Here is a 13,809-nt window from a genome sequence, read left to right on the forward strand (position 1 = left end):
TGGCTTCAACACCGTATTCGCGGGTAAACCCGCTCCTACAGGGTGCATCTGATTGCTTCAGATCACTGGATTAACTGGATACGCAAGTGTATACACTTTCCGCAAAACAATAATGTGCGGGGAGTAGGGGCATGCGTATCTGGCGTAAGAGCATCCAGTTGCAATTGATCACCAGCATGGGCGCTGCCTTGCTGGCGAGCATCCTGGTGGTGGTCATTATCTTCACCGTGGCGCTCAACCGCCTCACCGACCGCTACCTGGTCGACACTGCCCTGCCAGCCAGCATCGAAGCCATCCGCAACGACATCGAGCGCATGCTGGGCCAACCGTTGGTCGCTGCCGCGGACATTGCCGGTAACACCCTGCTGCGCGACTGGCTTGCTGCCGGTGAAGATCCCGCGCAGGCGCCCCAATTCATCGAATACCTGACCGCCGCCAAACAGCGCAACCACGCCTTTACTACGCTGTTCGCCTCGACTGAAACCGGCCACTACTACAACGAGAACGGCCTGGACCGCACCCTCAGCCGCAGCAACCCCAAGGACAAGTGGTTTTACGGTTACATCGACAGCGGCGCCGAGCGTTTCATCAACATCGACATCGATGGTGCCACCGGCGAACTGGCTCTGTTCATCGACTATCGCGTGGAAAAGGAAGGCAAGCTGGTGGGTGTGGCCGGCATGGGCTTGCGCATGACCGAATTATCGAAGCTGATCCACGACTTCAGCTTTGGCGAGCACGGCAAGGTGTTCCTGGTGCGCAACGATGGCCTGATCCAGGTGCATCCCGATGCTGCCTTCAGTGGCAAGCGCCAGCTTGCCGAACAGCTTGGCGCGGACGCAGCCAAAGGCGTCATGGCCGGAGGCGGGAGCCTGCGTAGCAGCCGTTTCAGCCGTGACGGCGAGCGCTACCTGGCGCTGGGCCTGCCGCTGCGCGACCTCAACTGGACCCTTGTGGCCGAAGTGCCAGAGTCGGAAATTTACGCGCAAATGCATCAGGCCGTCTGGCTGACCAGCCTGATCGGTGGCGCCGTCGCGTTGGTGTCGCTGCTGTTGGTGGTACTGCTGGCGCGTGGCCTGGTGCGGCCGATCCGCCGCGTTACCGCCGCATTGGTTCAGATTGGCGGGGGAGCGGGTGATCTCAGCCATCGGCTGGACGATTCGCGTCAGGATGAGCTGGGTGACCTGGCCCGTGGTTTCAACCGCTTCCTGGACAGCCAACGCAGCCTGATCGGCGAGGTGTTGAGTACCTCCGAGCGGCTGCGGCGGGCCGTGGAGCAGGTAACCCAGGTGGTGGACAATACCGCTGAGCGCTCCGGGCGCCAGCAGGAGATGACCGAGATGGTCGCCACTGCTGTACACGAGATGGGCCTGACCGTGCAGGACATCGCCCGCAATGCCGGCGATGCGGCCCAGGCGTCGCAGTCGGCACGAGACGAGGCGTTGCAGGCCCGCGAGGTGGTGCAACGATCCATTCGTGGCATCGAGGGCATGTCGGGCGACATCGGCAAGGCGGCCGATGCGGTCAGCCAGCTGGCCGACGAAGTCGCCTCGGTCGATGAAGTGCTCGCGGTAATCCGCAGCATTTCAGAGCAGACCAACCTGCTCGCGTTGAACGCTGCCATCGAGGCCGCGCGGGCAGGGGAGATGGGGCGCGGGTTCGCTGTGGTGGCCGATGAAGTACGTACGCTGGCCAGGCGCACACAGCTGTCCACCGATGAAGTGCAGCAGATGATCCAGCGCCTGAAGCTGGGTGCAGGTTCGGCGGTGAGTTCAATGCAGGCAGGGCAGCAGGCGACCGGCAGTGGCGTGGAATCGAGCCAGCGCACCGGGGCGTCGCTGGGGGCGATTACTGACCAGGTGGAGCACATCAGCGACATGAACCATCAGGTGGCTGCGGCGACGGAAGAGCAGTCGGCGGTGACTGAAGAGATCAACCGGACAGTACAAGGGATTTCCGACCTGGCGCGGGAGACGGCGGCAGAGGTGCAGGGGTGTCGGGAAGAATGCCAGGCATTGCGTGGTCTGGCCGATGACCTGGCGCGCCAGATGGGTGGGTTCAGGCTTTAGATTGCCGGGGCCGCCTTGCGGCCCTTTCGCGACACAAGGCCGCTCCCACAGAGGATTGCATCACCTGCAGGCGAGTGCATAACCCCTGTGGGAGCGGCCTTGTGTCGCGATAGAGGGCAAAGCCCTCCCGGCAATCTCTCAGCCAGCAATGATCGCGCGGATATCCGCCGCCAGCTCTCGCACCCGCGCTTCTTCGGTATCCCACGAGCACATGAAGCGCGCGCCACCGCTGCCGATAAAGGTATAGAAGCGCCAGCCCTTGCCCCGCAGCGCCTCGATGGCGTGCTCCGGCATCTGCAGGAACACCCCGTTGGCCTCCACCGGGAACATCAGCTCTACCCCCGGCAGGTCACTGACCAACGATGCCAGCAGCTGCGCGCAATGATTGGCGTGGTTGCCATGGCGTAACCAGGCGCCACCTTCCAGCAGCCCGACCCATGGCGCCGACAAGAAGCGCATTTTCGACGCCAGTTGCCCGGCCTGCTTGCAGCGATAATCGAAGTCTTCGGCCAGCTGGCGGTTGAAGAACAGAATCGCCTCGCCCACCGCCATACCGTTCTTGGTGCCGCCAAAGCACAGCACATCCACACCGGCCTTCCAGGTCAGTTCGGCCGGGCTGCAGCCCAGGAAAGCACAGGCGTTGGTAAAGCGTGCGCCGTCCATGTGCAGGTTCAGGCCCAGCTCCTTGCAGGTGGCGCTGATCGCCTTCAGCTCGTCGGGGCGGTACACCGTGCCGACTTCGGTGGCCTGGGTAATGGTCACCACGCGCGGCTTGGGGTAGTGGATATCCTGGCGTTTGAGCGCCACTTCACGAATAGACTGTGGCGTCAGCTTGCCGTTGACGCTGGCCGCTGTCAGCAGCTTGGAGCCGTTGGAGAAAAACTCCGGCGCACCGCATTCGTCGGTTTCGACGTGGGCGGTCTCGGAGCAGATCACGCTGTGATAGCTCTGGCACAGCGACGCCAGGGCCAGGGAGTTGGCAGCGGTGCCGTTGAAAGCGAAGAACACTTCGCAGTCGGTTTCGAACAGCTTGCGGAAGTACTCCGATGCACGCTCGGTCCACTGGTCGTCGCCGTAGGCGCGGTCGTGGCCGTGGTTGGCTTTTTCCATCGCCGCCCAGGCTTCGGGGCAGATGCCGGAATAGTTGTCGCTGGCGAATTGTTGGCTCTTGTCTGTCATGGCACGGTCCTGTGAACGACGCAGATCAGCACTCTAAACCATCGATTCAGCACTTGCCTATACAACCCGTGCATCGGCTGATTTCTGTGTTGTCCGGGCTGGCCCTTTCGCGGGTGAACCCGCTCCCACAGGGCGTCGTAAGCCTTCAGAGCGCCGCCGTACCTGTAGGAGCGGGTTCACCCGCGAAAGGGCCAGCACAAACAGCACAACAGCGAATGTCGTAAACGCGCCATTGCAAGGCGTGCGCAGGCATCTGACCCGGCCCCGCCAGTCATAACATCGCCACAAAGGGCCACAGTGCCCCACGACAAAAAACGATCGCTGCCGGGAGATACACAATGTTCAGCAAGCAAGACCAGATCCAGGGTTACGACGATGCACTGCTGGCGGCGATGAATGCCGAAGAACAGCGCCAGGAAGATCACATCGAGCTGATCGCCTCGGAGAACTACACCAGCAAGCGCGTCATGCAGGCCCAAGGCAGCGGCCTGACCAACAAGTACGCTGAAGGCTACCCTGGCAAGCGTTACTACGGTGGCTGCGAGCACGTAGACAAGGTAGAAGCCCTGGCCATCGAGCGCGCCAAGCAGCTGTTCGGTGCCGACTACGCAAACGTCCAGCCACACTCCGGCTCGTCGGCCAACGGCGCCGTCTACCTGGCCCTGCTGCAAGCCGGTGACACCATCCTGGGCATGAGCCTGGCCCACGGTGGCCACCTGACCCACGGCGCCAAAGTGTCGTCCTCGGGCAAGCTGTACAACGCTGTCCAGTACGGCATCGACACCAACACCGGCCTGATCGACTATGACGAAGTCGAGCGCCTGGCGGTCGAGCACAAGCCGAAAATGATCGTTGCCGGTTTCTCGGCCTACTCCAAGACCCTCGACTTCCCACGCTTCCGCGCCATCGCCGACAAAGTGGGCGCACTGCTGTTCGTCGACATGGCCCACGTTGCCGGCCTGGTTGCCGCTGGCCTGTACCCGAACCCGATCCCGTTCGCTGATGTGGTCACCACCACCACCCACAAGACCCTGCGCGGTCCGCGTGGCGGCCTGATCCTGGCCAAGTCGAACGAAGAGATCGAGAAAAAGCTGAACGCCGCTGTATTCCCGGGTGCCCAGGGTGGCCCGCTGATGCACGTGATCGCTGCCAAGGCGGTGTGCTTCAAGGAAGCGCTGGAGCCTGGATTCAAGGCCTACCAGCAGCAAGTGATCGAAAACGCCCAGGCCATGGCCCAGGTGTTCATCGACCGTGGCTACGATGTGGTTTCCGGTGGCACCGACAACCACCTGTTCCTGGTCAGCCTGATCCGTCAGGGCCTGACTGGCAAAGACGCCGACGCCGCCCTGGGTCGTGCGCATATCACCGTCAACAAGAACGCCGTGCCGAACGACCCGCAGTCGCCGTTCGTCACGTCGGGCCTGCGTATCGGCACCCCGGCCGTCACCACCCGCGGCTTCAAGGTCGCCCAGTGCGTGGCCCTGGCTGGCTGGATTTGCGACATCCTCGACAACCTCGGTGACGCAGACGTCGAAGCCGATGTGGCGAAGAACGTCGCGGCCCTGTGCGCAGATTTCCCTGTCTACCGCTGAGTGGAGTCACACACCATGCAACGTTACTCGGGCTTCGGCCTTTTCAAGCACTCCCTCAGCCACCACGAAAACTGGCAGCGCATGTGGCGCACGCCAACCCCTAAAAAGGTTTACGACGTGGTCATTGTCGGCGGTGGCGGTCATGGCCTGGCCACGGCCTACTACCTGGCCAAAGAGCACGGCATCACCAACGTTGCCGTGATCGAGAAGGGCTACCTGGGCGGCGGCAACACCGCCCGTAACACCACCATCGTGCGTTCCAACTACCTGTGGGACGAGTCGGCGCACCTGTACGAGCACGCCATGAAGCTGTGGGAGGGCCTGTCCCAGGACCTGAACTACAACGTGATGTTCTCCCAGCGCGGCGTTTACAACTTGTGCCACACCCTGCAGGACATGCGTGACTCCGAGCGTCGGGTCAGCGCCAACCGCCTCAACGGCGTGGATGGCGAGCTGCTGAACACTGCCCAGGTTGCGGCCGAAATCCCGTACCTGGACTGCTCGAAGAACACCCGCTACCCGATCCTCGGCGCCACCGTACAGCGCCGTGGCGGCGTTGCCCGTCACGATGCCGTGGCCTGGGGCTTCGCCCGCGCTGCCGACGCCCTGGGCGTCGACCTGATCCAGCAAACCGAAGTGATCGGCTTCCGCAAGGAAAACGGCGCGGTCATCGGTGTGGAAACCAACAAAGGCTTCATCGGCGCCAAGCGCGTCGGCGTGGTCACCGCCGGTAACTCCGGGCACATGGCCAAGCTGGCCGGCTTCCGCCTGCCGCTGGAATCGCACCCGCTGCAAGCGCTGGTATCCGAGCCGATCAAGCCGATCATCGACAGCGTGATCATGTCCAACGCCGTACACGGCTACATCAGCCAGTCCGACAAGGGCGACCTGGTGATCGGTGCCGGTATCGACGGCTGGGTCGGCTACGGCCAGCGCGGTTCGTACCCGGTGATCGAGCACACCCTGCAGGCCATCGTCGAGATGTTCCCCAACCTTTCGCGTGTTCGCATGAACCGCCAGTGGGGCGGCATCGTAGACACCTCGCCGGACGCCTGCCCGATCATCACCAAAACCCCGGTCAAGAACATGTTCTTCAACTGCGGTTGGGGTACTGGCGGCTTCAAGGCGACCCCCGGTTCGGGCAACGTCTTCGCCGCGAGCCTGGCCAAGGGCGAAATGCACCCACTGGCCGCGCCGTTCTCCATGGACCGTTTCTACAACGGCGCACTGATCGACGAACACGGCGCCGCCGCCGTCGCCCACTAACCGGAGACACCGTCATGTTGCATATTTTCTGTCCCCACTGCGGCGAGCTGCGCTCCGAAGAAGAGTTCCACGCCTCTGGCCAGGCACACATCGCCCGCCCGCTGGACCCTAACGCCTGCTCCGACGAGGAGTGGGGTACCTACATGTTCTACCGTGACAACCCACGCGGTATTCACCATGAACTATGGGACCACGTTGCCGGCTGCCGCCAGTACTTCAACGTCACCCGTGACACCGTGACCTACGAAATTCTGGAAACCTACAAGATTGGCGAGAAGCCGCAAGTGACCGCCAATGGCAAAGCCGCCAGCGCCACGTCGACCGTCAAAGGCCAAGGGGAAAAAGTATGAGCCAGACCTATCGCCTCGCCAGCGGCGGCCGTATCGACCGCAGCAAGGTCCTGAACTTCACCTTCAACGGCAAGACCTACCAGGGTTATGCCGGTGACAGCCTGGCCGCCGCGTTGCTGGCCAACGGCGTCGACATTGTCGGCCGTAGCTTCAAGTACTCGCGCCCGCGCGGCATCATCGCCGCCGGTACCGAAGAGCCGAACGCCATCCTGCAGATCGGCTCCAGCGAAGCTACCCAGATCCCCAACGTGCGCGCCACCCAGCAGGCACTGTACGCGGGCCTTGTCGCCACCAGCACCAACGGCTGGCCGAACGTCAACAACGACGTCATGGGCATCCTCGGCAAGGTAGGCGGCAGCATGATGCCGCCGGGATTCTACTACAAAACCTTCATGTACCCCAAATCGTTCTGGATGACTTACGAGAAGTACATCCGTAAAGCCGCCGGCCTGGGCCGTGCACCGCTGCAGAACGATCCAGACAGCTACGACTACATGAACCGGCACTGCGACGTGCTGATCGTCGGCGCCGGCCCTGCTGGCCTGGCTGCTGCACTGGCCGCTGCGCGCAGCGGTGCCCGCGTGATCCTGGCTGACGAGCAGGAAGAGTTCGGCGGCAGCCTGCTCGACACCCGCGAAACCCTCGACGGCAAGCCTGCTGCCGAGTGGGTCAACGCCGTGGTCAAAGAGCTGGAAGGCCTGCCGGAAGTGACCCTGCTGCCACGTGCCACGGTCAACGGCTACCACGACCATAACTTCCTGACCATTCACGAGCGCCTCACCGACCACCTCGGCGACCGCGCCCCGATCGGCCAGGTTCGCCACCGTGTGCACCGCGTTCGCGCCAAGCGCGTGGTACTGGCTGCCGGCGCCCACGAGCGCCCGCTGGTGTACGGCAACAACGACGTGCCGGGCAACATGCTGGCCGGTGCTGTTTCCACCTATGTTCGCCGCTATGGCGTGGCGCCGGGTCGCAAGTTGGTACTGTCGACCAACAACGACCACGCCTATCGCGCCGCGCTGGACTGGCACGACGCAGGCCTGCAAGTGGTCGCCATCGCCGACGCCCGCCACAACCCACGTGGCTCGCTGGTTGAAGAAGCGCGTGCCAAAGGCATTCGCATCCTCACCTCCAGCGCCGTGGTCGAGGCCAAAGGCAGCAAGCACGTCACCGGCGCCCGTGTGGCGGCGATTGATGTGCAGGCACACAAAGTCACCAGCCCAGGCGAAGTCCTCGAGTGCGACCTGATCGCGTCCTCGGGCGGTTACAGCCCGATCGTGCACCTGGCTTCGCACTTGGGCGGTCGCCCGGTATGGCGTGACGATATCCTTGGCTTCGTGCCGGGCGATGCGCCGCAGAAGCGTGAGTGCGTCGGTGGTATCAACGGCGTGTATGCCTTGGGCGATGTGATTGCCGATGGCTTCGAAGGCGGCGTCCGCGCAGCCACCGAGGCCGGTTTCAAGGCCACTGTCGGCACCCTGCCAAAAACCGTGGCGCGCAAGGAAGAGGCCACCGTGGCACTGTTCCTGGTACCGCACGACAAAGGCACCAAGGGGCCGAAGCAGTTCGTCGACCAGCAGAACGACGTGACCGCAGCCGGTATCGAGTTGGCCACCCGTGAAGGCTTCGAGTCGGTCGAGCACGTCAAGCGCTACACCGCGCTGGGCTTCGGTACCGACCAGGGCAAACTGGGCAACATCAACGGCCTGGCCATCGCCGCCCGTTCGATCGGCATCACCATCCCGGAAATGGGTACCACCATGTTCCGCCCCAACTACACGCCGGTGACGTTCGGCGCGGTAGCGGGCCGTCACTGTGGTCACCTGTTCGAGCCTGTGCGCTTCACTGCCCTGCATGCCTGGCACGTGAAGAACGGCGCCGAGTTCGAAGACGTCGGCCAGTGGAAGCGCCCGTGGTACTTCCCGAAAGCCGGCGAAGACATCCATGCTGCCGTCACGCGTGAATGCAAGGCCGTGCGCGACAGCGTGGGCCTGCTGGACGCCTCGACCCTGGGCAAGATCGACATCCAGGGCCCGGACGCGCGCGAATTCCTCAACCGCATCTACACCAACGCCTGGACCAAGCTCGACGTGGGCAAGGCCCGCTACGGCCTGATGTGCAAGGAAGACGGCATGGTCTTCGACGACGGCGTAACCGCTTGCGTCGGCGACAACCACTTCATCATGACCACCACCACCGGCGGCGCTGCCCGCGTGCTGCAGTGGATGGAGCTGTATCACCAGACCGAATGGCCAGAGCTGAAGGTGTACTTCACTTCGGTCACCGACCACTGGGCCACCATGACCCTGTCCGGCCCTAACAGCCGCAAGCTGCTGAGCGAGCTGACCGACATCGACATGGACAAGGAAGCCTTCCCGTTCATGACCTGGAAGGAAGGCAACGTCGGTGGCGTGCCGGCCCGCGTGTTCCGTATCTCGTTCACCGGCGAGCTGTCGTACGAAGTGAACGTGCAGGCCAACTACGCCATGGGCGTGCTGGAACAGATCATCGAGGCCGGCAAGAAGTACAACCTGACCCCGTATGGCACCGAGACCATGCACGTACTGCGTGCAGAGAAGGGCTTCATCATCGTGGGCCAGGACACCGATGGTTCGATGAACCCGGACGACCTGAACATGAGCTGGTGCGTTGGCCGCAACAAGCCGTTCTCGTGGATCGGCCTGCGTGGCATGAACCGCGAAGACTGCGTACGTGAGAACCGCAAGCAGCTGGTGGGCCTGAAACCGGTCGACCCGACCAAGTGGCTGCCGGAAGGCGCCCAACTGGTGTTCGACCCGAAACAGCCGATCCCGATGGACATGGTCGGCCACGTCACCTCCAGCTACGCGTCCAACTCCCTGGGCTACTCGTTCGCCATGGGTGTGGTCAAAGGCGGCCTCAAGCGCATGGGCGAGCGTGTCTACTCGCCGCAGGCGGATGGCAGCGTGATCGAGGCGGAAATCGTGTCTTCGGTGTTCTTCGATCCGAAGGGTGAGCGGCAGAACGTCTAAGGCCCCGGATGGCGGCGCAGCCTGATTGCACGGCTGCGCTGCCCTGACGAACAAGAATTCAAGGCAGGTAAGAAATGAGCGCTATCAACGTCTTCCAGCAAAACCCCGGCGCCGAGGCCAAAGCCCAGTCGCCACTGCACCATGCCGACCTGGCCAGCCTGGTAGGCAAAGGCCGCAAGAACGCAGGGGTGACCCTGCGTGAACGCAAGTTCCTCGGTCACCTCACCCTGCGTGGTGATGGCCACAACCCGGAATTCGCCGCTGGCGTGCACAAGGCCCTTGGCCTGGAGCTGCCCGTGGCGCTGACCGTGGTCGCCAACAAGGACATGTCGCTGCAATGGGTCGGCCCAGATGAGTGGCTGCTGATCGTACCCGGCGGCCAGGAGCTGGCAGCGGAGCAAAAGTTGCGCGCGGCCCTTGAAGGCCAGCACATTCAGGTCGTCAATGTCAGTGGCGGGCAAAGCCTGCTGGAACTGCGCGGCCCGAACGTGCGCGACGTGCTGATGAAGTCCACCAGCTATGATGTTCACCCGAACAACTTCCCGGTGGGCAAGGCCGTGGGCACCGTGTTCGCCAAGTCGCAACTGGTGATCCGCCGCACTGCAGAAGACACCTGGGAGTTGGTAATTCGCCGCAGCTTCGCCGATTACTGGTGGCTGTGGCTGCAGGACGCTTCTGCCGAATACGGCCTGAGCATCGAAGCCTAAGGAGCAAGAACATGAGTCGGGCACCGGATACCTGGATTCTCACCGCCGACTGCCCGAGCATGCTCGGCACCGTCGACGTGGTGACGCGTTACCTCTTCGAGCAGCGCTGCTACGTGACGGAGCACCACTCCTTCGATGACCGGCAGTCGGGACGCTTCTTCATTCGCGTCGAGTTCCGTCAGCCGGACGATTTCGACGAGGCGGGCTTCCGGGCCGGCCTCGCCGAGCGCAGCGAAGCGTTCGGCATGGCTTTCGAGCTGACCGCACCCAACCACCGCCCCAAGGTGGTGATCATGGTGTCCAAGGCTGACCATTGCCTGAATGACCTGCTGTATCGCCAGCGCATTGGCCAACTGGGTATGGATGTGGTGGCCGTGGTGTCGAACCATCCTGACCTCGAACCCTTGGCGCATTGGCACAAGATTCCTTATTACCACTTCGCCCTCGACCCCAAGGACAAGCCTGGGCAAGAGCGCAAGGTGCTGCAGGTGATCGAGGAGACCGGTGCTGAGCTGGTTATTCTTGCCCGCTATATGCAGGTACTGTCGCCCGAGCTTTGCCGCCGTCTGGATGGTTGGGCGATCAATATTCACCACTCGCTGTTGCCGGGTTTCAAAGGCGCCAAGCCTTATCACCAGGCCTACAACAAGGGCGTGAAAATGGTCGGTGCCACGGCGCACTACATCAACAACGACCTGGATGAAGGGCCGATCATTGCCCAGGGTGTCGAGGTGGTGGATCACAGCCACTATCCCGAAGACCTGATTGCCAAAGGGCGGGATATCGAATGCCTGACACTGGCGCGGGCGGTGGGGTATCACATCGAGCGGCGGGTGTTCCTGAACGCCAACCGGACTGTCGTTCTGTAATAACCGGTACCGGCCTCTTCGCGGCTAAAGCCGCGCCTACAGGTACTGGCCCTTGGATGGGTGCGGTCCCTGTAGGCGCGGCGTTAGCCGCGAAGAGGCCCGCACAAGCCGCCGCTCTGTTTGCCCACATTCCCCAACGACACTCCTGCCGCTAAAAGGCATCTCTCTGTCGCTCCCAGTCAGTGCAGATCTCCCCATCCGGCCCACAATTCCCTCATTCCAGAAACACATGCCGCCCACGGATGGCGGCGCGTTCAACCACCGCTGCATAAATAAAAATCAAGCGAGGTAAGAGCATGTCTGGCAATCGTGGAGTGGTGTATCTCGGCGCTGGCAAGGTCGAAGTACAGAAGATCGACTACCCGAAAATGCAGGACCCGCGCGGCAAGAAAATCGAACACGGCGTCATCCTGAAGGTGGTCTCCACCAACATCTGCGGTTCTGACCAGCACATGGTCCGTGGCCGCACCACTGCCCAGGTCGGCCTGGTCCTGGGTCACGAAATCACCGGTGAAATCGTCGAGAAGGGCCGCGATGTCGAGCGCATGCAGATCGGCGACCTGGTATCGGTCCCGTTCAACGTCGCCTGCGGCCGCTGCCGCTCCTGCAAAGAGATGCACACCGGTGTCTGCCTCACCGTCAACCCGGCCCGCGCCGGCGGTGCCTACGGCTACGTCGACATGGGCGACTGGACCGGTGGCCAGGCCGAATACGTGCTGGTGCCGTACGCCGACTTCAACCTGCTGAAGCTGCCTGAGCGCGATAAGGCCATGGAAAAGATCCGTGACCTGACCTGCCTGTCCGACATCCTGCCCACCGGCTACCACGGTGCCGTAACCGCTGGCGTCGGCCCAGGCAGCACTGTCTACGTTGCCGGTGCCGGCCCGGTCGGCCTGGCCGCCGCTGCCTCGGCGCGCCTGCTGGGCGCCGCCTGCGTGATCGTCGGTGACCTGAACCCGGCTCGCCTGGCCCATGCCAAGTCGCAGGGCTTCGAAGTGGTCGACCTGTCCAAGGACACCCCGCTGCACGAGCAGATCGTCGACATCCTCGGCGAGCCGGAAGTGGACTGCGCCGTCGACGCCGTCGGCTTCGAGGCCCGTGGCCATGGCCACGAAGGTGCCAAACACGAGGCCCCGGCCACCGTGCTGAACTCGCTGATGCAAGTGACCCGCGTAGCCGGCAACATCGGTATCCCGGGCCTGTACGTGACCGAGGACCCGGGCGCAGTGGATGCCGCTGCCAAGATCGGCGCGCTGAGCATCCGCTTCGGCCTGGGCTGGGCGAAATCGCACAGCTTCCACACCGGCCAGACCCCGACCATGAAGTACAACCGCCAGCTGATGCAGGCGATCATGTGGGATCGGATCAACATTGCTGAAGTGGTGGGTGTGCAGGTGATCAACCTGGATCAGGCGCCGGAAGGGTATGGCGAGTTTGATGCGGGTGTGCCTAAGAAGTTTGTGATTGACCCGCACAAGATGTGGGGCGCGGCATAACCGCTTGGAGTCAGATGAAACCCCTCTTTCGAGGGGTTTTTTCATCTCGTCTTACGGTAGAACGGCCATCGAAGGCTAAAGCCACGAGATTCTCTGGTCGACCTGTCAAGGCCGGTCGCTGACTTCGATGCAACCGGCCGAGACTAGTAGGCAGCCCTGATGATCGCAGTGGCTTAAGAGGCTTGGGATTACATTTCAGAAACCGCTTCCAAGGAACATGAAATCGCGGGGGGTTGGAGTCTGATTGGTTCGCCGAACTCTCGCCAGTTCATCAGTTGGCGGCGAGGAATCTGCTTGGTATCCGGGTAGGCTGTTGTCTGTGGCGGGGACTGAGGCTGAGACTGCATTTTGAGCCTGCATGAACTTATCCATGTTGGTTTGGCGCTTAGCAGTCAGATCATCCCACTTGGTTATCTCAGCGCTACGCTTCAATTCGTTGTTCGTTATCTTGGCTTTTAGGGATTCTACGTAATGTGATGGCTGGTTCCCGTATTCATCAGGGTGGTTATTGCTCCTTCTTTCAATCTTCCAATGTCTCAAATCGACATTTAGCTGGCTGAGCTTCTCGTCATAATGGTAAATTCTTTTTTCGACCTTGATTATTTTGTTGTTCAGTAGCTCAAGTTTCTTGGCGTAGTGTTTGAAAGCTGAAATCGGACTGCGTTTAAAAATTGATACTAAGAAATGCCCAGTAGGGTCAGTGTTGTTAACAGGGTCGGCCATGCAATAAGCATAAGGATTTAATCCGCCCCTGCCGAACGGGCTCATTGTGTCCTGACTGCAGAAGCGCATCAGGGAGGGGCTAAACAACCTATATCCATTTCCCAGAGGGTACAGCATAGATACCGGGTCACACCGATGCCCGTTAAAGGCGAGCAACGACTTCATGACATGTTCATCAGAATAGCCGTAAGGCGAATAAGCTATGGTGTCTCGAGATAAACCTATAATTGAATTAGAGCGGTCGGTCTGTACTATTTTAGTCGGTTGTGTCTGCTCCATTTGGGCAATTGGTAATCCCAGAGCCCGCAGGGCCTTGTAGTTGCCTTGGGCGGAAACCTCATTAGATAATTGACCGGTTTGGTAAAAATACATGGAGGTTCGATTAGCCGCCTTTCCCGGCGGCATTGTGGTTGATCGATTTTTTTTACTATTCCTGTCTACGTTTTCAGCCATGATTTGATCCCGCCTCAGACTTTGCACTGAGTGTTTACGTTGCACTCCGCTGCCGGATGGTACAACTAGCATTTTTGCTAGGTAGTAAGCGGTC

General features: G+C 61.7%; 10 protein-coding genes and 1 pseudogene. 9 read left to right on the forward strand and 2 right to left on the reverse strand.

The features are described 5' to 3' along the window. Positions 1-176: 176 nt before the first annotated feature. Both mcpH and LMH93_RS29760 read left to right on the forward strand, forming a co-directional pair. Positions 177-1,205 (forward strand): annotated as a pseudogene (gene mcpH / locus LMH93_RS29755) (methyl-accepting chemotaxis protein McpH); the annotation flags it as partial. 135 nt (positions 1,206-1,340) lie between these two features. Continuing rightward, entirely contained in the window at positions 1,341-2,069 is a 729-nt protein-coding gene (locus LMH93_RS29760) for a methyl-accepting chemotaxis protein (RefSeq protein WP_409202069.1), read from the forward strand. Between the two features lie 138 nt (positions 2,070-2,207). Here LMH93_RS29760 and LMH93_RS01795 read toward each other — a convergent pair whose 3' ends face one another. After that, positions 2,208-3,248: a threonine aldolase family protein gene (locus LMH93_RS01795; RefSeq protein WP_230064796.1), complete on the reverse strand. Its 1,041-nt coding sequence runs from the start codon at positions 3,246-3,248 to the stop codon at positions 2,208-2,210. 338 nt (positions 3,249-3,586) lie between these two features. Between LMH93_RS01795 and LMH93_RS01800 the strand changes: the two genes are divergently transcribed. The 7 genes from LMH93_RS01800 to fdhA all read left to right on the forward strand — a co-directional run bounded on the left by LMH93_RS01800 (position 3,587) and on the right by fdhA (position 12,539). Then, positions 3,587-4,840 (forward strand): serine hydroxymethyltransferase, encoded by a 1,254-nt coding sequence (locus LMH93_RS01800; RefSeq protein ID WP_003255681.1) that lies wholly within the window; start codon positions 3,587-3,589, stop codon positions 4,838-4,840. 15 nt (positions 4,841-4,855) lie between these two features. Next, positions 4,856-6,106, forward strand: coding sequence for a sarcosine oxidase subunit beta family protein (locus LMH93_RS01805; RefSeq protein ID WP_003255680.1), 1,251 nt, complete (start codon positions 4,856-4,858; stop codon positions 6,104-6,106). Between the two features lie 14 nt (positions 6,107-6,120). Then, positions 6,121-6,456 carry a sarcosine oxidase subunit delta gene (locus LMH93_RS01810; RefSeq protein ID WP_003255679.1) on the forward strand — a complete coding sequence of 112 codons (336 nt, stop codon included), beginning with the start codon at positions 6,121-6,123 and terminating at the stop codon, positions 6,454-6,456. Further along, positions 6,453-9,467: a sarcosine oxidase subunit alpha gene (locus LMH93_RS01815; RefSeq protein ID WP_003255678.1), complete on the forward strand. Its 3,015-nt coding sequence runs from the start codon at positions 6,453-6,455 to the stop codon at positions 9,465-9,467. The genes LMH93_RS01810 and LMH93_RS01815 overlap by 4 nt, the downstream gene beginning before the upstream one ends. A 74-nt stretch (positions 9,468-9,541) precedes the next feature. Continuing rightward, positions 9,542-10,174, forward strand: coding sequence for a sarcosine oxidase subunit gamma (locus tag LMH93_RS01820; protein WP_003255677.1), 633 nt, complete (start codon positions 9,542-9,544; stop codon positions 10,172-10,174). An 11-nt stretch (positions 10,175-10,185) separates the two neighbouring features. Continuing rightward, positions 10,186-11,043, forward strand: a complete 858-nt coding sequence (purU, locus tag LMH93_RS01825; protein WP_003255675.1) for a formyltetrahydrofolate deformylase — start codon at positions 10,186-10,188, stop codon at positions 11,041-11,043. A gap of 296 nt (positions 11,044-11,339) precedes the next feature. Beyond that, positions 11,340-12,539 carry a formaldehyde dehydrogenase, glutathione-independent gene (fdhA, locus tag LMH93_RS01830; RefSeq protein WP_003255673.1) on the forward strand — a complete coding sequence of 400 codons (1,200 nt, stop codon included), beginning with the start codon at positions 11,340-11,342 and terminating at the stop codon, positions 12,537-12,539. Positions 12,540-12,734: 195 nt separating this feature from the next. Here the strand turns inward: fdhA and LMH93_RS01835 are convergent, their stop codons facing one another. Then, positions 12,735-13,715, reverse strand: coding sequence for an RHS repeat-associated core domain-containing protein (locus LMH93_RS01835; protein ID WP_230064797.1), 981 nt, complete (start codon positions 13,713-13,715; stop codon positions 12,735-12,737). Positions 13,716-13,809: the final 94 nt, after the last annotated feature.

The sequence above is a fragment of the Pseudomonas sp. CIP-10 genome, from assembly GCF_020911845.1.
Lineage (GTDB): Bacteria > Pseudomonadota > Gammaproteobacteria > Pseudomonadales > Pseudomonadaceae > Aquipseudomonas > Aquipseudomonas alloputida.